The 19,497-nt window shown below is 67.3% G+C and carries 19 protein-coding genes and 1 pseudogene; 8 read left to right on the top strand and 12 right to left on the bottom strand.

Going from position 1 to position 19,497, the window contains the following annotated elements; genetic code table 11:
• The first annotated feature begins 224 nt into the window (after window positions 1–224).
• From ACFWI9_RS25150 to ACFWI9_RS25130, 5 genes are all read left to right on the top strand, one after another.
• Complete coding sequence (locus ACFWI9_RS25150; protein WP_387165320.1) at window positions 225–620, top strand: hypothetical protein; 396 nt, start codon at window positions 225–227, stop codon at window positions 618–620.
• 97 nt (window positions 621–717) lie between these two features.
• On the top strand, window positions 718–1,035 hold the full coding sequence (locus ACFWI9_RS25145; RefSeq protein ID WP_387165319.1) for a DUF397 domain-containing protein: 318 nt from the start codon (window positions 718–720) through the stop codon (window positions 1,033–1,035).
• 124 nt (window positions 1,036–1,159) lie between these two features.
• Window positions 1,160–3,145: an ATP-binding protein gene (locus ACFWI9_RS25140; protein ID WP_387165318.1), complete on the top strand. Its 1,986-nt coding sequence runs from the start codon at window positions 1,160–1,162 to the stop codon at window positions 3,143–3,145.
• Window positions 3,146–3,292: 147 nt separating this feature from the next.
• The gene (locus ACFWI9_RS25135) at window positions 3,293–4,330 is read left to right on the top strand and encodes an SUKH-4 family immunity protein (RefSeq protein ID WP_387165317.1); all 1,038 of its coding nucleotides are present in this window, start codon (window positions 3,293–3,295) and stop codon (window positions 4,328–4,330) included.
• A 61-nt stretch (window positions 4,331–4,391) separates the two neighbouring features.
• On the top strand, window positions 4,392–4,706 hold the full coding sequence (locus tag ACFWI9_RS25130) for a hypothetical protein (protein ID WP_387165316.1): 315 nt from the start codon (window positions 4,392–4,394) through the stop codon (window positions 4,704–4,706).
• 16 nt (window positions 4,707–4,722) lie between these two features.
• On the opposite strand, the gene ACFWI9_RS25125 is transcribed toward ACFWI9_RS25130, so the two are convergent.
• The 5 genes from ACFWI9_RS25125 to ACFWI9_RS25105 all read right to left on the bottom strand — a co-directional run bounded on the left by ACFWI9_RS25125 (window position 4,723) and on the right by ACFWI9_RS25105 (window position 7,788).
• Window positions 4,723–5,133, bottom strand: coding sequence for a hypothetical protein (locus ACFWI9_RS25125; protein ID WP_387165315.1), 411 nt, complete (start codon window positions 5,131–5,133; stop codon window positions 4,723–4,725).
• Between the two features lie 552 nt (window positions 5,134–5,685).
• Window positions 5,686–5,844 carry a hypothetical protein gene (locus ACFWI9_RS25120; RefSeq protein ID WP_387165314.1) on the bottom strand — a complete coding sequence of 53 codons (159 nt, stop codon included), beginning with the start codon at window positions 5,842–5,844 and terminating at the stop codon, window positions 5,686–5,688.
• Window positions 5,845–5,910: 66 nt separating this feature from the next.
• Window positions 5,911–6,081: a hypothetical protein gene (locus tag ACFWI9_RS25115; protein ID WP_387165313.1), complete on the bottom strand. Its 171-nt coding sequence runs from the start codon at window positions 6,079–6,081 to the stop codon at window positions 5,911–5,913.
• A 309-nt stretch (window positions 6,082–6,390) separates the two neighbouring features.
• Window positions 6,391–6,636 carry a hypothetical protein gene (locus tag ACFWI9_RS25110; protein WP_387165312.1) on the bottom strand — a complete coding sequence of 82 codons (246 nt, stop codon included), beginning with the start codon at window positions 6,634–6,636 and terminating at the stop codon, window positions 6,391–6,393.
• 198 nt (window positions 6,637–6,834) lie between these two features.
• A complete protein-coding gene (locus ACFWI9_RS25105; protein ID WP_387165311.1) occupies window positions 6,835–7,788 on the bottom strand; it encodes a hypothetical protein in 954 nt (317 codons plus the stop codon).
• A gap of 226 nt (window positions 7,789–8,014) precedes the next feature.
• Between ACFWI9_RS25105 and ACFWI9_RS25100 the strand changes: the two genes are divergently transcribed.
• From ACFWI9_RS25100 to ACFWI9_RS25090, 3 genes are all read left to right on the top strand, one after another.
• Complete coding sequence (locus tag ACFWI9_RS25100; RefSeq protein ID WP_387165310.1) at window positions 8,015–10,834, top strand: toxin glutamine deamidase domain-containing protein; 2,820 nt, start codon at window positions 8,015–8,017, stop codon at window positions 10,832–10,834.
• An 8-nt stretch (window positions 10,835–10,842) separates the two neighbouring features.
• Window positions 10,843–13,038: an SUKH-4 family immunity protein gene (locus ACFWI9_RS25095; protein WP_387165309.1), complete on the top strand. Its 2,196-nt coding sequence runs from the start codon at window positions 10,843–10,845 to the stop codon at window positions 13,036–13,038.
• A gap of 556 nt (window positions 13,039–13,594) precedes the next feature.
• Window positions 13,595–13,936 carry a DUF5713 family protein gene (locus tag ACFWI9_RS25090; protein ID WP_387165308.1) on the top strand — a complete coding sequence of 114 codons (342 nt, stop codon included), beginning with the start codon at window positions 13,595–13,597 and terminating at the stop codon, window positions 13,934–13,936.
• Window positions 13,937–14,198: 262 nt separating this feature from the next.
• On the opposite strand, the pseudogene ACFWI9_RS25085 reads toward ACFWI9_RS25090, so the two are convergent.
• The 7 genes and pseudogenes from ACFWI9_RS25085 to mycP all read right to left on the bottom strand — a co-directional run.
• A pseudogene (locus ACFWI9_RS25085) lies at window positions 14,199–14,414 on the bottom strand (transposase); the annotation flags it as partial.
• A gap of 43 nt (window positions 14,415–14,457) precedes the next feature.
• The gene (locus ACFWI9_RS25080; protein ID WP_387165307.1) at window positions 14,458–14,835 is read right to left on the bottom strand and encodes an IS5 family transposase; all 378 of its coding nucleotides are present in this window, start codon (window positions 14,833–14,835) and stop codon (window positions 14,458–14,460) included.
• Window positions 14,836–14,879: 44 nt separating this feature from the next.
• Window positions 14,880–15,515: a hypothetical protein gene (locus ACFWI9_RS25075; protein ID WP_387165306.1), complete on the bottom strand. Its 636-nt coding sequence runs from the start codon at window positions 15,513–15,515 to the stop codon at window positions 14,880–14,882.
• A gap of 14 nt (window positions 15,516–15,529) precedes the next feature.
• Entirely contained in the window at window positions 15,530–16,219 is a 690-nt protein-coding gene (locus tag ACFWI9_RS25070; RefSeq protein ID WP_387165305.1) for a hypothetical protein, read from the bottom strand.
• Window positions 16,220–16,268: 49 nt separating this feature from the next.
• Complete coding sequence (locus ACFWI9_RS25065; protein ID WP_387165304.1) at window positions 16,269–17,561, bottom strand: putative T7SS-secreted protein; 1,293 nt, start codon at window positions 17,559–17,561, stop codon at window positions 16,269–16,271.
• On the bottom strand, window positions 17,561–17,890 hold the full coding sequence (locus ACFWI9_RS25060; RefSeq protein WP_387165303.1) for a hypothetical protein: 330 nt from the start codon (window positions 17,888–17,890) through the stop codon (window positions 17,561–17,563). Before ACFWI9_RS25060 ends, ACFWI9_RS25065 begins: the two co-directional genes overlap by 1 nt.
• Window positions 17,891–17,976: 86 nt before the next feature.
• On the bottom strand, window positions 17,977–19,212 hold the full coding sequence (mycP, locus tag ACFWI9_RS25055; protein WP_387165302.1) for a type VII secretion-associated serine protease mycosin: 1,236 nt from the start codon (window positions 19,210–19,212) through the stop codon (window positions 17,977–17,979).
• Window positions 19,213–19,497 lie beyond the last annotated feature (285 nt).

The following is a 19,497-nucleotide window of genomic DNA, read 5'->3' as shown; positions in this document are numbered from 1 at the left end:
CGTCAACCCCACCCCAAACACGACATCGGCCTGCCCCACCAACGCGGTGGAACAGGCCGACGTCACGTCGCAAGGGGCATTCGCCAACGGTGTCCCGTGGGTGCCGCCCCTCCGCGCTGCCCTGCGATGGGCAGGGACGCGTGAGGGGGTGCCACCGTTAGAGTGGCGTCACGGCAGACATACGAAGGCACGAGCAACGGGGGGCAGTTGTGCCGTCGGACTACATGGACTCCGATCCTCAGGTCCTCAAGAGCGAGGGCTTCAGCATGTTCAAGGTCGGCCAGGACTTCGCCGCGGCCACGAAGGCCCTGAAGGAGGGGCTGGGCGCGCTCGAAGGCAAGCAGGGCGACCCACCGCCGTGGGGTGACGACGACCTCGGTGAGAAGTTCGGAGTCGTCTACGAGGGGCTGCGCGACGGCATGTACGAGTCGATGTCCAGCCTGGCCGAACGGCTCGCGGGGATGGGCGTCGCCTTCACCAAGATGGGAGTGGCGCACGAGCGGAACGAGGCCGAGCAGGACGCCATCTGGCGGGAGACGACGGCCGAGTACGACGGTCAGGTGAAGCTGCCGCCCTCCGGCCCGCAGGGCACATTCCGCGCCGTATCACACAACGCGTGATCTGCTCCAGTCACCGGACACTTCCCCCATGCGGGCGCAGGCTTGCGCAGTAGGGTGAGACACGCTCGTTCGCATACCAGGAAGAGGCCTTAGCGACATGACCGAGGTACGGGACAACGAGGCGGAGATCGAGGCCGAGGACGTCAAGGCGCGCAAGGAACGGGAGAAGAACGAGCTGTACGCCCTCGACATCTCAGGGGTCGAGTGGCACGGCGCGCCCGGTACCGAGGCGCATGAGGAGCGTGTCGAGATCGCGTATCTGCCGGAGGGCGCGGTGGCCATGCGTTCCTCCCTCGATCACGACACCGTCCTCAGGTACACGGCGGCGGAGTGGCGGGCGTTCGTACTCGGGGCCCGCGACGGGGAGTTCGACCTGGTGCCCGCACCGCGGAGCGGCGGGGCGTCGGCCGGGTAGCCGGTCATGGGCCGGCTCCTGGGTGCCCCGTGGTGCTCCGTCCGTCCGCCTGGACCGTCGACTCGCCCCATAGGATGAGGATCTTGTCGTACGCATCCATGGAAGCGGCGGAGGACGGGGATCCATGACCAGCTCAGCCGAGGACTACGCACCACACCCTCACATAGGCGGCCGGGCCGCCGTGCTCCGCGCACTCACCGCATGGCGGGGCGCCGTCCCCGGCGCCCCGCGGGTGGTCCTGCTCACCGGGGACTCAGGCAGCGGGAGTTCACGGCTGCTCACCGGATTCCTGATGCTGTGCGAACCGGACTACCGCAAGCGGCTGCCCCTCGACGAGCTGGACCCGTCGACGGTCCCGCCGGACCTGCCGGCCCCCGCGGTACCCGCACCCGCCGGGCTGACCGCGGCCCAGTTCCTGTGGCTGCTCGCCGACCACTACGAGCTGGACGCCGCCAGGGCCGAGGACGTGTTCACCGAGCTGGCCGCCCGCGACGAGCCGGTGACCGTCGTCGTTCCGGACGTCGACCGTGCCGGCCCCGTACGGTCCGCGGACGAGCCCGCACGGCTCGTACGTGAGGTGCTCGCGCCCCTGGCTGCCACCGGAACGGTCCGGCTGCTGGCCGAAGTGCCCCGAGCGCTGGCCGCCGAGCTGGCGGGGAGCCTTGCGCCAGGCACCGTTCAGGTCATCGATCTCGACGCGCCGCAGTGGGCCGACCCCGACGGCCTGGTGCTGCACGCCCAGGCCGCGCTCGACCCGGAGTTCGGCGCCCCGGAGCTGCCGTTCACCGTGGTCCCTTCCACCCGTCTCGCGCTGGGGGCGGCGATCGGCCGCAGGGCCGGTACGAGTCCGCTGGTCGTCCAACTGGCGGTCAACTGCGTTCTGATGGCCCCGGATGGTTTCGACCCTGCCGACGAGAGCCGGTTGCCGACGTCCGTGGGCGAGGCGTTGGACCTGCACGCCAAGCGCTTGGGCGCCGACCCGCTCACACTGCGGCTCATGCTGGCGCCACTCGCCCTGTCCGAGGGAGCGGGCCTGCCGGCCCAGCTCTGGACGCGGCTGGCGAGCGCGGTCGCCGAACAGGACATGAGCCAGGCGATCGCGGGCGGGATGCTCCTCGCCGCACCGTTCGTCCAGCCCGGGGACGACTCCGGGGAGACCGATGAGGACGCGGGTGAGCGGGAAGCGGACGCGGCCGACGGCGGCCGTACGCTCCTGCGGCTGCTGCACCCGGCGATCGCGGACGAGATCCGCGCGGGTCTGCCCGATGTCCGGGCTACTCAGAGCCGGATCGCGATGGCCTTGCTGGAGACCGTGCCGGAGCAGGACTGGAGCAAGGCCGATCCCTACGTACGCGACCACATCGCGGGCCACACCCTGGCCGCCGGCCTGCTGCCCCAGCTCCTGACGGATCCGGGCCTCTTCGTCCACGCCGATCCGGTGCCGCTGCGCGCCGCCGTGGAAGCCGCGCCGGTCGGGGAACTGGGCGCACCGGCCCGTACGTATATGCGCACGGCGCCCCTGCTGACCCGCACGCAGGCACCCGCCACGATGCGTGCCGCCCTCCTGGAGACCGCGTTCGTCGAGGACGGACTGCCCGAGTACGCCGACGGGATACACCGGCTCGGGCTCGGACTGCCCTGGCAGACGTTGTGGAGCCTGCCGGTGTCCGGCGCCAGTGCCGTGACCGTCGGGAGCCTGCCCGGCTCCGGTGAACCGGCCGTTCCCGTACCCGTCGCCGTCCTCGTCGTTCCCGCGGGTACGCACGGGGCGATGCCTGTCGGTGTCCCCGGCGGCGTTCCCGGCGAGAGGGGCGATTCAGCGGTGCTCGTCCACGGCCTCGTCCACCCGGAACACTTCGGTGACGCCGCGCTCGACCAGATCACGCGCCCGTCCGATGACGAACGTGCCGCCGCGCCGCTCGGGCTGAGCCGGGGCGCCGACTACCTGCGCGTCTGGGACCGGGCGAGGCAGGAGGTGGTGGCCGCGCTGATCTCCGACACGCCCTTCACCGCCGCCGACCTCTCCCCCGACGGCGTCCTCCTCCTCGCCACCGAGCGGGGTGTGAAGGCCCTCCGCGTTCTCGCGGGTGGGGCGGGGCTAGCCTCTTAGGGATGTCCGACCGCGTTGTGCAACGTGGCCTGCGGCCGTTCAGGCACACAGAAGTCATGGCACGACAGCCTCACGGACACCTGTGGCGCATGCCCGCCCCTCCTGCCCCTCGCTGAACCGAACCCGCCACTTCGAAGGAGACTTCCCGTGACCATCCAGGAGCCGGAGCAGTCGCGTCCGGTCACCGGCCCCGGCAACACCGCGGTCTTCACCTACGTCGACCCCGGGAACGGGGAGGAGACCACCCTCTTCCGCACCTCCGCCCCTGGACTGCCACCCGCCGAGTACCAGGCGTGGAGCGCTCTCCGGCAGATGAACGTGCCGGTCGACAACGTCGTGGCCGTACACACCGACCTGCGTCCCAGTCTGCTGCCGGGTGGCTACACAGCCGAACTCCTCAACGCCTTCCGCTCCGCCGAGCTCTCCTGCTCTCAGACGTACGGAACCCGGCCCGAGGAGCGCGCGGAGGGCATCGCCGCGCTGACCGAGCAGGCCGAGACGTTGCACCGGATCGCGGGGCAGCAGCCGCCGCCCCGTCCGCACCGCCTCCCGGTGCCCGCACGGGTGGCGCCGGCGGAACCGATGCGTGACCCCGCACTCGGCCGCCACCTCGTCGATGTCTTCGGCCGGGACGGGGTGCGCCGCTGGGACGCCGACGACATCACGAACAGCCCTCTGCCCGAGCCGGCCAAGTCGACGCTCACCTGGGCCGGGCTCCCCGCCGACCTCCCTCTCTTCTTCAGCGCCGACCTACCGGACGCCCCTCCGGCCGGTGGCCTGTTCACCGACGTCGCCACGAATCTGCGCGAGCGTCGCAGCCCGGCCGACGAGGAGAGGATCAACGCGCTGGCGCACCTGGTCCGGATCGGCTTCGACGGCGTGGCGGTCATCGCGGTGCAGTGCCGGCCGGGTGCGGGACAGCCGGACGGCCTCGGCGCGATCTGGGCCGTGGACCCGGTGACCGCCTCCGCCCGCTACGTCAATGTCTCGGCCGCCGCATTCGCCCGCTGCCTGGCGGTGCTCGCCACCGCCAGGCAGGGGATGCAGGGCTTGGACCCCGTCGCGGCGGGTGGACAAGTGGCCGCACTGCAGGAGCAGTTGGCGGCCATCGACGCCTCCGCGCTGGGCAATGACGACACCTGGTGGTCGCTGATCGTCGAGCAGATGTGGCACGGGTTGTTCTGACCGGACGCCCATCGTCTCGTGGCCCCACCTCACTACCGCCGAAACGACGAGGAGAGCACCCATGGCATCCGACGACCAGGGCACCCCGGTCCCGCCGACCACCCCGGAGCAGGCCCTCGACATCGTCCGCAGCCGCTACGCACAACCCAAGCTGCCGGACGGCACTGCGGCGCAACTGCGCGTCGAGGAGTTCGACATCGGGTACCTGGTGTACGCGGTGTTCCCGCCCGTCACCGACGCGGCCGGCCGCCCGGCGGCGCCCGCCCCGCCCGGCGGCAGCAAGATCGTGGTCTCCAAGGAGACCGGCGAGACCGTCACCGTCCCCAACTACCCCACCGCGGCGGCCATCGCGTTGTACCGCAAACGGCGCCGGTGATCAGTGGCCAGTGCGATCAGTAGAGCGAGAACCCGCCGCTGTGCCGTCCCTGGTCCTTCCTGCGCTCCGGGCTCGTCGGCTCGGACGCGCCCGATGACGGTCCGCCGGGCGATGCCGCCTCACCCCGCCTGACCTGCTCGCGTTCCTCCTCCGACAGCGACTCCCACTGACCGCGCAGCGACGCCAGGCCCCCGCCGAGCGCACGCGCCACCGTGGGATCGTCCATGGCGTCACGCAGGGCGAGCTGACCGGACAGCAGCCTCTTCGCGGCCTCCTGCATGTCCTTTCCCCCCACGCCGGTCTCGGCGAGCTTGCGCAGGGCCGAGTTCAGCGAGCGGACCTGCTCCGGTTCCAGCGCCTCGTCCAGCACCCCGCGGTCCGGTGAAGCGCCTTGCGGCTGCTTGGCGTTCCCGGGTGTCCCGGTCATGTCGCTCCTCCTCATTCGCTGCCTGCCTCTGGTCCCGAAGTATCCACGACCGCCTGTGGTGACCGTCCGGCGCCGAGGGGGCCCATCGCGCTCGGATTGACCAGAAGCCGTCGGAAGCCGACCGCGAGGACTCGCCGCCATGCCCGGCGCCTGCCCGCCGCGCCGGAATCGACTCCCTGGTGCAGACGCAGCCGCCCCGCGGACGGCTGTCGCAGCCCCGGCACGGACCTCGTACGGATCCCCCGTGTCCACAGCCTCCCCGCAACCAGACCGGCGTCCGGTGCCACTACCCGGCACTCCCTGGGCGTTCTCCAGGTCCCGTCGTCGCCGATCCTGAAGAGCGGTCAATGCCGATGGTCTGCAGCGGATTTGTGACTGCCGACTGCCGAAGTGACGCAGAGATGAGCCGCTAAGGTGTTCGCTTACCCGTACACACATGCGGTTCCCCTTGGCGGAAGGGGGAGTTGTACGGCGGGTTCGCTGACCGGGGGTGCTTTCGGCTGTGTCCATGATGTTGCCTGACGAGCTGGTGTGGGTTCTCCAGATGCTCGGCTACACCTGGCCGAAGGCAGACGAGGACAAACTCAGAGAGTCCGCCGCGGTGTGGCGGAAGTTCGGCGATGACGTCACCGCGTTGCACAGCACGGCGAACACCAGCGCCCGCACGGTGACCGCCCACAACGCGGGCGAGTCGATCGACGCGTTCGTCAAGGCGTACGAGAAGTTCGACGGCGGGGGCGGAGGCGACGGCTACCTCGCGAACGCCGCAGAGGCGGCCTACATCATCGCCAACGTGATGGAGTCCTGCGCATATCTGGTCGAATTCGCGAAATGGGCGGTGATCGCCCAGTTGATCGCGCTGGCGATCGAGATCTTCGCGGCCCAGGTCGCCGCGCCGTTCACCTTCGGCCTGTCGGAGCTCGGCGCACTCGGAGCGACCCAGATCACGCGGATGATCGTGCGTCGGCTCCTCGACGAACTCAAAGAGGCACTGCTGCAAGCCATCGTCGAGGCGATGAAGGAGCCCGCGGTCTCGGCGCTCGAGGAAATGATCAAGGACCTGGTCCGGCAGTCGGTGAACGTCGGGTTCGGCGCGCAGGAGGGCTACGACCTCACTCAGACCGCCAAGGCCGGGGCCAGCGGCGGCTGGGAGGCCATCAAGCAGACCCCGCAGACCCTGGCCGAAGGCGTCCGCGACCACCTGGGCGCCAAGGCGGGCGGCCGCGCACGCCATGCCATCGACAGTCGCCTGAACGGCTATGACGGTCCGTCGGACGCGGGGGTATCCGGCGGGGACAGCACGGGGAGCAGCACCCGGGCCGCCTCGGGCTCGGCCGGTAGCGGCGGAGACTCCGCCTCGTCCGGCTCGTCCACCGGCTCCTCGTCCACCGGCTCGTCCCCCGACTCCACGTCCACCAGTTCCTCGCCCCGCTCGACCGGCGACTCCCCGGGCTCGTCCTCATCGACCCCCGCATCCGGTTCAGCCGGCGGCCACTCGGACACGTCGGGTCCGTCCTCCACGGCATCGGCGCATGGCGGCAGCACCCCGGGCGCGAACGTGAGTGGCGGGATATCCGCCGACGTAGGCGGTCGGGATGTCGGCGCGGCGGACACCGGCGCGGGTCCGGATTCAGGTGCGGGCTCCCGGGCCGACTCCGGCTCCGATTCCGGGTCTGCGCAGAATCCTTCCGCCCAGGACACTCAGACTCCCAGGCACACACCATCGCAGTCCGGCCCGACACTCTCGGACTTCGACGACCGCGCGACCGGTGGCACACCACCCGCCGCCGCGAGCACGCCCGGCCCGGCCCACTCCGGCTCTCCGGTCTCCGGCATCTCGTCACCAAGCCCGCAACCCACCTCCGCGTCCGCACACGCGCCGTCCGGAGCCACGTCCTCCTCGCCCGAAGGCGGCGGGATCGGCACCAGGATCGACGGTCTCGCCTCCGGCAGCCCGGCCTCGACCCAGACCAACGCCGCCCCGACGCCCACCTCGACCGACCCGTCAGCCGCCGGCACCGGCAGCCGCGCAGACGGCGGACCGACGACACCTTCGTCACCCACGACGCCGTCCAGCACGCCCGGCGCGGCCGGCACACACCAGGCCGGGAGCACCCCGGTCGGCCACTCCGCCGCCACGGGCCCGGGTGGAACCACGACCAACCCGGGCGCGGCGAGGAACCCATCCACCGGAGCGCCTCCCCCGGTCACACCGTCCCCCGGGGCAACCGGCCCCGCATCCACCCCCAACCCGACGACCCCGACGACACCCCGCAACTCACCGACTCCATCCGCGGACGGCCGCACAACGGGCACACCGGACCCGCGGATACCCGCCCATCGCATCCCCGGGAACACCACTCCAGGCGACGCCACCACTCCCCGCAACACCCCCGGTACGCCCCCGGGCGACCGCACACCACCCCGCAGCGCTCCCGGAAACTCGACCCCGGGTGCGACCACCCCGAACCCGAACCCGAACCCGAGCCCTGCCCAGCCGGCTCCGCCCAGGGCGGCATCCCCGTCTCCGTCCACCGGCACTCCCGCGACAACGCCCCCGCCGTCGACGGGGTCCGGCACCGACCGCACCCCGACATCGATCAGCAGCACGCAGAGCAGCGGCACACCGAACACCGCGGCACCTGGCCAGCGCACCGCCGACCACCCCGCTAGTCATCCCCCCACCCAGAGCACACCCGGGACACCGAGCACCCCGCACCAGCAGGGTCCGGCCTCCACCACCCCCAGGCCTTCCCAACAGCCCACGCCCAGCACGCCCGGCACGCCTCGGACACCCAACGTCCCACAGCAGCCGGCGGCGCAGTCCCCCAAGCCGGAGAACACCCCACCCCACCAGCCTCAGCAGCAGCGACCGACCACGGTGGCTTCCCCCCACACCTTCGCCACCAACCCGGGCTCTTCGACGCCACCTTCAGACACAGGCCGCCCAACCACACCGCAGACCCCGGGTTCCCCTCAGGCCGACGCCCCGTCCGCCGACAACCAGTCACAGCAGCCGAAGCAGGACGGTCTCGACGACATCCGCTCCGACCTGGACCACTCCCCGGGTGGCCTGACCCAGCCCGACCCGGCGGATCAGCAGGCCCTGGTCGACGCCGTCCCGCACAACGAGGACGGCACCCCGCAACGCTTCCCCGACCCCCACGGTTCGTGGGCACAGCTCCAGAACGACGGCGGCAACGAGGTCCCCGGCCGCAGCAACAACTGCGCCGACTGCTCCCGCTCCTTCCTGGAGACCTGGTACGGCAACCCGCAGGTCTCAGCTCCGCGCACGCTCGACCCCGACGAGAACGGCAACCACGACCCGTTCACCCCCGAGGACAACGCCAACGACAATCAGATCCGCTGGACCGGCGCACCCCACACCTACGCGGGCCCCGGCGGCGACCCCAACACCGCCAACACCATCGCCTCCACCCTCCAGCAGGCCGGCCCCGGCTCCGCGGCGATCGTCCAGGTCGACTGGCCCGGCGGAGGCGGCCACGCCTTCAACGTCGTCAACCACAACGGCAACATCGTGTGGATCGACACCCAGAGCGGCGAGGTCAGCGACCAGCCCCTCCACATCGACCAGGCCGAACACGTCTGGCACATCCCGCTCGACGCCAACCGCAACCCCATCGACACCACCCAGGACACCGACGGCAAGGACACCGAGAAGGAGCAGCAGGGGGCTGAAGCGTCGCAAGAAGGCACTACCGATACACAGCAGGAAGCGAACAACTCGACTGACGGGCCCGATGGCCATCAGCCCCACCAGGCAGACCCCTCCAGCGGGATACCGGCGTCACCTCAGGAGGGAAGCCACACGCAGTCGGCACCCTCGAACGCCGCAAGACCAGTTGACAGCAGCATCCGGGGTCACGGAAGAGAAAGCACACCCGAGGTCGATACACGGCCGCCTGACGGTCCTTCCGCCGAAAAGTTGCCCACTGCCACGCCGGGAACTGCATCCAGCCCCACCGACGGCACGAGCGAGCACGGGACTGGAAGCAACCAGCACGGGCGACCCGGCCACGAAGAATCGTCATCGACGCGCACAGGCACTCGCACCAGTGGGGTGCACTCCTTCGGTTCCCCCAGAGCGACGACTTCGACACCCGAGTCGCAGATTCCCACGCCCAGCGATCGGTCAGACGCATCCCGCCCTGCGCCGGAAGCCCCGCCCAGTGAACGGCCCACCCGCCAGCAGCACGCGGACCCACACGCCTCTGGTCCGCAGACTTCGCCCCGGCGTGCAACTGAGGCACGCCCCAAGGAACACACAAGGCTGACACCGCAGGCCCCCACGCCTCACGTGAGTCGGCCGGATACCGACTCTCCGGCACCCCCCGACATACGCACACCGAGTGCACCCGCCGGGCAGGGCAACACCTCGCTGCCTTCGGGTCCTGACTGGGGCGACCCGACCCGTACGACACGGAACGCCTCGCTTCCGGAGCCGGAACCACGCAGCGCGGAACAGTTGGGTCTGCCGCCGGACCACATGCAGCAGGCCGTACGTGATCACGAAAATGCAGACCCTGAAGCCCGGGGTCTGCCTGTGTACCGGGTCGATCTCGACCCCGTACACGACAACCTCAGAAGCTGGGCCAAGGACGGCCGCCTCGCCTCGGTACTGCAACACGCGTCTGACAGGATGAGCGCGCTGCAGGCTGCGCGCGAAGCTGGGGAAGCCGACCTACCCCCCACCACTCTCAGCCGCAAGTTCCTGGAAGACACGCTGGGCGAGGAATTTCGCCAAATGAACGATGGTCAGCGTTCGGCTGTTGTCGCTTCCCTGGCTCGGCTCAGTCTCACCTACCACGAGAGCCAGGGAGTGGGGCACAGCCCTGAGCACGACAGGGACGGCCGGCCGTACCACGACGCCGCCCCGCGCCGGGACGGCAACCCCGACCTGGCGACCGACTCGGAACGCGCGGTGAGCGCAGATGCCCGCGATCGAAGCGGCAACAATTTCCCAAGCAAATACCGTAGAGACCCAGAGGCAAAAAGCGCCCTCCGCGAGCTGCATGAACGCCTGACAGGGAAGTCCAAGGCGCCCACCAACGATCAGATCAATGCATTGATCGACGCTTCAGGGCACAAGCCGGATTTTTCCGGAAAGAACTATGCGGTCATCGAGGTCATTGACGCCGATGGCAACAGCAGTTACGTCGTCGACTCATCCGTACCGACGGACCCGACAGGAGTTTCACCACGCCATTCAGAGAAACATCTCCTTGAGTGGCTTGACCGCACAAACTCTGGACCTGACGGGGTCAAGTACAGTCTGGCCGGTCTCTACACGGAGCGGGAACCATGCGGTGTCGGAGAAGGGCATGCCGACTGCTCCACCCGCCTACGAATTCACCCGGACATGAAGAGCGACAGCACTCCGGTCTACTACAGCACCACTTACCGCACGGATCCTGTTGGAGTTGACCAGCGGCAAGAGAAGCGAGAAGAGCTCAAGAAGCTCCAGAAGAAGGCAATCGACGCCATGGACGAAGGGATCTCCGAGAAAGAGAAGGGGGAAAACCTCAAGAAGCTCAGACTGCACAACGACCAAATCTCTCGCCAAGTCGGCAAGATCACCACCGACAATGAAGACAAAATGGTCGCAGAGATGGATAAACATCTCGCTGTGCTGGGTGAAGTCTGGGCACAGACTATGCTGCATATCGTTACGCCTCAGTGAGGAACCACATGACCGAGACGCCCCCAAATCCCGAATGCCTTCCCCTGGATCAGTCAGTCTCCCGCGTTCTCGAGTGGTGGAGAGAAGGGCCCTCGGGAGGGCGCGATCTCCATGTCGTCAGCCAGTGCGGCAGTGACACTCTGCTGGAGCGCGTCGATCAGAGTGTCGCCGAGAGCAGGCTCCTGGACGCGACAGGGATGTACGCGGACGCGGTTTTCCGCAATATGCTCAGCCTGGTCGGGGTCCCGGATTCCAACCTGACGCGCTACAGCTGGTACCGCGCTGTGCCACGGAGCTCTGAGGACAAGCTTGTCCTGGTCAAGAACGCGTGGCAGGCGGGCCCCACCCGCAGGTCCGCCCATCCGACCATCATTCGGAACTCCGCAGCCAGACGGTTGGCACTTGAGGGTCCTGGCGTGGTGGTCGACGTTGGTCCTGCGGACAACGAGCAAGCCGGTCCGCAGCGCCGAGGAGCGACCGTACAGCTGGACGACTCGGCACTCCTCGAGGAACGGCTCGATCGGGCGATGAGCTCCTCTCACATTCAGGTGCTCGCCCTCTCCGAACCCAGGCGCGTGCCCCTGGAGGTGTGGGGGCAACTGGCCCAGGGCGCAGGACTGCCGGATTGTGCCGAGGAGTTTCTAAGCGGTCTTGCCTCGCGGTATCCGGAACTTCTCACGGTCGCCGACGATCATGTCGCCTTCATCGATGAGGCTGTGCCCGAAGCATTGCGCCACCGAGCGCCCGCGGACTTCAAGGCCCGGGTGAACCGCCATATCGCACGGTGGCTTCGCGAAGCCTCTCCCCGGCTGCGCCACCCTGACGGGTGGGCCGCTTCCGGAGCGCTCGGCTGGTACGCAGCACACGGACTGGCGATGCACGCGGTACAGGCAGAACAGTTCGAAGCGCTTCTCACCGATGGTGAAGTGGTGGCCAACCTGCCTTGGGCCGTGTTGGTGGATGCCGCGCACTGTGCTTACGACGGGTCGCTCCCCGGGTCGAATCCGGCAGCGGACGCCGTGTTCCTCCAGATGTACGGTGTCACTCCACCGTCTCAGGGCGAATGGGCCTCCTGGCTACACCTGATGGCGCTGTCGAGGGGTGACACCGAACTTTGCCATGGGCTCGAGAACTCCAGTGTCCGCATGCCATGGAAAACGCGGTGGACGCACTGGCGTCCACCGGGCGGGTACGACGTCGGCTACCTCAGGCCAGGCCCGGTCTATTCGCTCTACACGGTCCGCTGGCAGGGGCGTCCGGCTGTGGCGGCTTGTACGGCCGAACGCAGTGTGCTCATTTGGGATGTCGTGACCTCCGAGCTCGTGGCGGGCCCATGGAGCGAAGAGCAGTTCCCTCCCGACCAACTGCACAACCTTTCCTGGGGCACTGAAACAGAAACACACGATACGCGGGAGGCCGGTCAGACTTTCGGCCCGGCGACACGCAGCGAGCTCCGCGCACAGGACCATTGCACCGAAGGCCCGGTCGAGGAAGACGACTTCCTGCCGATCTCCCTCGATATGGGCACCGTCACCGTCGTGGCGGGGCTTGGCGGCGTATTCGCGGTCGAGTCGACCACACCAGATGAACCGGCTGTTGTCACAGATCTTTCTGACAACGCTCCACTCCTTGGCAATAAAACCGCTGCTGGACCCGCTCGACCCTCTCGGGCGCAGCTCGGACTCTCCGCGTTTTCTGAGTTGACCCCGGATGTCCGATTCCTTCGCACCGACACAGCGCGTCTCCCAGCCGGTCTTACGGACCAGGTCGCCCGTCGCATCCTCGCCGACACAGGTCTCCCCGCTTTCGAAGCGAAGGGCATCAGGCTGCACCCGGAACGTGCCGAGTTTCTGCGTGAATGGCAGTGGCCGAGCGACGTCGAGCAGGCCCAGGAGTCCGGACCCTTCTACGAGATCGGCATGTGGATGGGCGGTGAGGTCGTGATCGACGGACCGTCGGGACATGTGCTGCGCATCCCCTCCAGCCCTGACGAACCCGGCCTCGAAGGTGTCCTTGTCGCCACTGACTTGGATCGCTTCCTGAACATGCTCATCGAATGGATCACAGGCCGCTTGATCCTTGAGGATCTGGACAACTCGGATGAGGCCTTTCTACTTCGCCAGCACATCGACGACGCTATCTGGATGATCGATGACACGAGCTCGTCGGCTGGAGCCTGGCAGTACCCCCTGCACAACGATTGACGCCCCACCACCCGACCGCACCCCCGCGTGCAGCGGCGCTCCAACTTCGGCCTGCCTTCGTCCTGTCTCCCGGACTCGTTACTCCGACCGACTGCCCGAAAGCCACCACTGCCGAGGAGCAGGAAGCCGAGAACGAAACGGATCGCGCCAAACAGTTGAGGTCCGCGCTTGAGGATCGACGTATCACGTACGTCCTCATCAAGGGACACCCCCTACGGCGAGCGACATAACGGCTACGAGACGCACCAGTTCGACACCAGAACGCAAGAGGAGAAGGACGCGGACGATGCTGCGGATCCCGAGGCATGACGCACGCTCGCATGAGCACATTGACCCGGTGCTCGACATGCGGAACAGGAGTTTCAGGCGGTCACTCGAATACCTGGAGACATGCGCCAGGATGGCCCGCGCTCACTCATCGTGACTCAGTGGATTTGACACTAGGGCGTGTTGTGAAAGTGCTGGTCACGGGCGGCTTGGCCTACGTGGGCGGCGTCGTTGTCAGTGGTTTCGTGCATGATCGGCGCGTCAGCACTCCTAGGGATGGGGAAGCGTCATGCCGATCACAAACCAGCAGATAGCAGGGCACGCGTTTCTGCGGCCGATGTATGCGGACTCGTACTTCCCCGATCACGTCGTCGACCGGGGCAGGGCGATCCTGTTGCGGCTGTGCGAGCGGATTGAGGCTGAGCAACCGTCGGACCTGGGTGCCCTGTATGCGCTAGCCCAGGCCGCAACGGAGGAATTCAACCGTCTGGAGGCGGAGTTCGAGGCAGCCGGGAGTGAGATCGAGACGGTTGCGCGCGAGGTGATCGCTGAGGACTTCTGGTTCGTCGCGTCGGCATACGGGTTCACGGACGCGGATGCAGAGGAGCTGATCGCCACCCGGGACTGGTGAGCAACGACCTGAAGGCCATCTGCCGATCAGAGCCATTCGTTGAGGGCTGCGACCAGAACGGTTGCCTCGTAGCGGACGGCGAGCTTGTCGTATCTCGTGGCCACCGCGCGGGGGCGCTTGAGGCGGTTGATGCCGCATTCCACTGCGTGGCGCTCCTTGTAATCGACCTTGTCGAACTTCGGCGGACGTCCGCCGCGAGAGCCGAGCTTCTTGCGGTTGCGGACCTGGTCAGCCTTCTCCGGGATGGTGCAGCTGATGCCGCGTCTGCGTAGGTAGGTGCGGTTCCGCGGGAGCCGTACGCCTTATCGGCGCGGACCTTGTCCGGTCGGGTTCGCGGCCGGCCCCGACCGATGCGGGGCACCCGGATGCCCTCCAGGACCGGCTGGAACTGCGGACTGTCGTGCCGCTGGCCAGCGGTGACAAGCAGCGACAGCGGCTTTTGCCCCTGCTCGACCGCCAGGTGCAGCTTGGTGGTCAACCCGCCGCGCGAGCGTCCAAGGCCGTGATCGTCGGGCTCGGTGTCAACGCCGCCGGGAGGCTCCTTCTGCAGCGCCCCTTATACGCGCCCCGGCGGCGTGCTGGTGGGCCCGGGCGATCGTGGAGTCCACGCTGACATCCCACGTGATCAGGCCCTTCATGTCGGCATCGACCTGCAACTGCTCGAAGATCCGCTTCCAGGTGCCGTCGCGCTGCCACCTGCGGAACAGGTCGTAGGCCCGGTCCCACGGCCCATACCGCTCCGGCACGTCGCGCCACGGGGCACCGGTCCTGGTCCGCCACCGTACGCCGTTTATCAACTGCCGCCGGGTCCACACAGGTGGACGGCCCGGCTTCTTGCCCAGCGGCAGCAACGGCTCAAGCCGGGCCCACTGGTCGTTCGTCAGATCACCACGGCCCACGGCAGGTGATCATCCACGACCAAGATCGACTTTCGCAACAGGCCCTAGAGGCCGCGCACGGCTCCAAGGCTCGGTTCCTTCTCCACCAGCTGGGTCAGTCCTGCCTGTAGCGCCAGTCTGCTCCGCATGGGATCGGCCTCCTCCCGCTCGCGGGCAAACTTCTGCCAGTCCGCCGGCTGCATGAACAACATGTCATTGGTGCCGGGGATGATCACGACGCCGCCGAACGGCGGATCACCTGCGATCCAGGCGCCACCGTCCTCTGCCCCTTTGGGCCAGTGTCGGACCGCTGACGCGTTGATCGCACGCATAAGTGGCGCACCCTGCTGTCCTCGAGTCGAAACCCGAATGGTGAACACCGTGCCGAGCAGCTGCCACTGCTCGCTCTTCTTGGCCACTTTTGTGCGATATTCGAGCGGATAGGTGCGCAGTATCTTCTCGCACGCGGCGATGCGTCGGCCGTGCCTGGTCCGAATGAGCAGGAACAGCAGTACGTAGACTCCGGGGAGGATGGGAAGCATCGTGAACAGGGAATCGGGGACTCCCGCGACATGCAACAGGAACGGCACCGCGAGCCAGCCGAGGCCGAGAGCAATGCGCCCGACGACATGCCTTGCCCATGTTCTCCTGTTGTGCTCAAGCACCTGATCGATGTCGGGTGCCTCGGTTGAGCCTGCCATGCTGTTCGCCGTCCTCACCCAAAGTCGTTACGTATCGTGGCGGCCGCAGTGCCGGGCTCGGGTACCTCGTGTCCCCCGGCCGCAGGAAGCGAGGGATCGGTGAACGTCACCGTGTGAGCGACGCCGAGCAGGATGTCCCGGTAGTCATCTGCGAGCTCGACAGCGGCCGTCACCATTTGGATCATGATGATGTCGCTGGTTCCTGAGCCCGTGACAGCGACGGTACCTTGCCACACCCGCCCCTCCAGGGGAGTGTCGCTCCCCTCTGCAGACCTGCCGGGTGCCGTGGTGACGACCTTCTTCTCCGCGAGGAAGCCTGTGCCGCACGGCAGCTCCAAGGGACGCATTCCCTCGTCGGCACTGTCCGCGGCCGTGCCTGCGAGACTGGCGATCACCAGCTTGGCGTTGCCTCCGGACGCTGGGACCGTCGAGACGGTGAGCACGGAGAACGCGATCCCACCGGCGTCGTCCGGGTGCGAACCGATCAGACAGGCCTGGACACGATGCGCGTTGAGCGAGATGACGACGCCGGCGTAGAAGCGCAGGACTTCCTCTGCGCGGAGCCGCATCTCCTCCGGCAAGCTCAGCACTTGCCGAACCAACGCCTCGATCCGCTCTACCGGGGGGTCGAGATCCATCTGCAGATAGCCGTGCGGAATCGCGTACCAGAACGCCGGCTCCCTTTCGCCCACGGGTTCTGTCATGAGCTCGGTCACTCGCTGATCCACCGTTCCCGGTCAGTTGCCGTGTTCGTCATACGAGACCCACCAGTCCCGCGAGGCCGTAGAACCCGGCCCCGGCTTTGGTGAGCTCAGCGGCGTTGTGGCCGCTGCCCTCCTCCGGTATCACGCCCTCTGCCTCGAGAGAGGACAGAGTGTTGGCCGCGACATTGAGGCCGTTGGCACTGAGATTTCCCAGCAACTTGGCCGACCCGGTGGCACTTTCCGCCGCAGCTGCCCAAGCGTCGTCGGCTCCGGCCTTGGCGCTGGTCTTGAAGACATGGCCGAACTCCCTCGCGAACTCGGTTGCCTTCTCGGTGTTCTTCACCGCCACGCCCATGCCGTCCGCCATGCGGAGACCGTCTGCGATCTCCCGGCCTGCCGTCCCTAGTGCCTTTCCACCAGGAACCATGCCGAGCACGTCACAACCGAAGGAGGCGTAGGCGGAGAAGGTATCCCCGTTCCAGCCGAATTTGTCCCCCCATGGCAGGAAGGCGTCCCGGAATTCGGGATCGGCGAAGTTCTTGGCCATCGAAGCTGCGCTCGCGACCAGGGCGATCCCGGCGAACAGCGGCGCGAGCGGTGTGGGGAACAGGGCGAGCAGGCCGGCGATGGCACCGATGGTCCCGGCATGTTCCAGCAGGAACTCGCCGGTCGCCTTGATGCCCTCCCAAATGGCGTCGACAGCCTTGCTCAGCCAGCCGGGCTCCTTCGGTGCCAGTTTGTCCGTGGCGTCATCGAGGGACTTGGCGACCGTCTCGGCGTTGTCCGCGTGAGTGGTCTCCAGCTCCTGGGCCTTGGTGATGATGTTGTCGTACTCACCGTTGGCCTTGTTCAGCGCGATGGTCGCCTCGTTGAGGCTGCGCTCGGCCGCCCTGAGCCGCGCAGTCGCGGCGTCGGCCTCTTCCTGCGTGGAGAACTGCCGACCGGCAAGGCCCAGATCGGGGTGCTGCTCGGCCTGGGCGTGGCGATCCTTGGCCGACGAGATCGCGGCCTTCTTCTCGGCCGCGACATCGTCGTACTTCTGCGCCAGATCCCGGTTGGCCGTCAGATACCCGTCCCAGCTGCCCAGCTGGGCCGCTGCCTTCTCCAAGGACCGAGCGGCGTTCTTGATGTACGTCGGCAGCTCGCCGTCGATGGCGTCCCTGAACGCCGTCGCGGCCTCGCCTTCCCAGTAGCTGCTTTCGCCGATCAGCTTGTCAAGCTGAGTGTGGCAAGTGCGCAGTGCTGTGGCAGCGGAACTGACCTTCTGCTTGAGGGCAATGACTTCGCCGGGTATCCCGGGCACTGGGTTCCAGCCAAGATTGGGGTAGGGGTTGGCTGCCATTACTTCGCACCTCCGCCACCGCCGGAGGTGGACTGCTTCGCCATGTCCGCAAATGCCTTCTCCAGGGCTTCCTCGACCTCTTCGTAGCCCTTTTTGTTGGACTTCACGCCCTCGCTGACACCCTCGATCATCTTCTGTGTCTGCTCGGATCCGTACTTCCAACGCTCCTGGAAGCCGTCACACGCCTCGTCGAGACGCTTGGTCCCGATCTGGTCAGCACGGACGTGTGCGAGAGCGGCTCGCGCCTCGTTCAGATCGCTGACACACCCCTCAAGGGTTCTGAGGAATTGCGCCAACTGATCTGTATCCGTCTTGAAGTGCTCCCCCATGAAGAATTGCTCCTTGACCGATGTATCGAGACGAGGACGAGCTCGTGGTATGTACGCGGACGCTGTATCAAAAACGTGCGAAGGCCTTACTGACCTTGGTACGGGGACTGCTGGCTGTAGGGGTTGGGGTGCTGCGAGGACTGTCCGGGAGGCGTCGGATATCCCTGATTGGGGACGGCGTTGGGGTGGGACTGATATCCCGTCGGGGGCTGGGGCGGGTAGCCCGTTCCGGGGGGAGGAGTACCGCCGCCGTTACCGGGGCCGCCGTTGCCGCCGTTTCGGCGGGTGCGGATGACCGCGAACACGATCGCGCCGACGACCACAACGGCTCCGATGCCGCCGAGGACGAGGAGGCTGCCGGAAGACTTCTTCTTCTTTTTCTTGGCCTGCGTCGAGTCGTCCGCTTCTTCAGCGGCACCGCCGGATGCCGGAGTGGCGGACGAAAGTTGACCGAGAGGGTTCGTCTTCGGACCCGCGGGGATGTCCATCGTCAGCGCCGAGTAGGGGCGGACGATGCCGTAGCCGTACTCCTCATCGGGCGCCTTCAAACCTTTGTGATGGGCGAAAGTGGCCGACTTGATCAGGCGGTTGATCACCTGGCCCGCGGTGAGGTCAGGGAACTTGGAGCGCACCAAGGCTGCAGCGGCAGAGACATAGGCCGTTGAATCCGATGTTCCATTTGACACGTTATACTTGCCCGACTTGGTCGGATTCGCGGTGAGAACTTCAACCCCAGGGGCCATGAGGACAAGGCCTTTCCCCGTGTTTGACTTCTCCCAACGGTTTCCCTTCTTATCAATGGCGCCAACCGCAACGACGCCCGGAAGCGCAGCCGGTTCAGAGACAGCGATGGACGCATCGTTACCCGTGCCCGCGACGACGACAACATCGCGGGCTTGCGCATATGCGATTGCCGCTCGACCATCGCTCAATGTCTTGCTGTCACTGGCGAAAGAGAGATTGATGACCTTCGCTCCCTGATCAACCGCATATCGAACCGCAGCGCCCCAGGTCTCATCGCTGTTGCGATCCTTCTCTGTTTGGAGGGTACGCAACGGCAGGATTTTCGACTTTGGTGCGAGACCGACCATGCCGGACGCGTTTCCCGGGCCATGGCCATGACCAGCGATCAGGCTAGCCATAGCCGTTCCGTGCCCCATTTCGTCCTGCCGCGCGTCACCACCGCCGGTGAAGTCCTTCCCTTCGAGGACCTGGCCGGTCAGGTCAGGGTGAGTGGCGTCGACTCCAGAGTCGACAACCGCGACAGTCACACCCTGACCTTGTGATTCGGCCCAAACGTCTTTTGCCGCGAAGGCGTTCAAGGCCCACTGTTGATCTCTGATGTAATCCGCCGATGCGGTTGGTGCAGAAGTGAGGAGCAATGCTCCTGTCAGTACCACGACTCCCGCCGTGGACCAGACTCGACCGAAATTCACTGCTTGCTCCTCACTCAATCACGACTGGTTCGCCAGTCGGCACACGGAGGGGGGGGGGGGGGCCGCGCGGCGGGGGGTGGGCGCCCGCCGCGACACTAGACGGGGGGGGGCGCGCTGGGGGGGGAGTGGGAGGTGTCGCAAACAGGGTGAGAGAAAACTCAACCTCGAACT

Origin of the sequence: Streptomyces sp. NPDC127084, from assembly GCF_042724175.1 — a bacterium.
Classification (GTDB): domain Bacteria; phylum Actinomycetota; class Actinomycetes; order Streptomycetales; family Streptomycetaceae; genus Streptomyces.
Note: the sequence above shows the minus strand (reverse complement) of the source record. Positions and strands in the feature narration are given on the sequence as shown.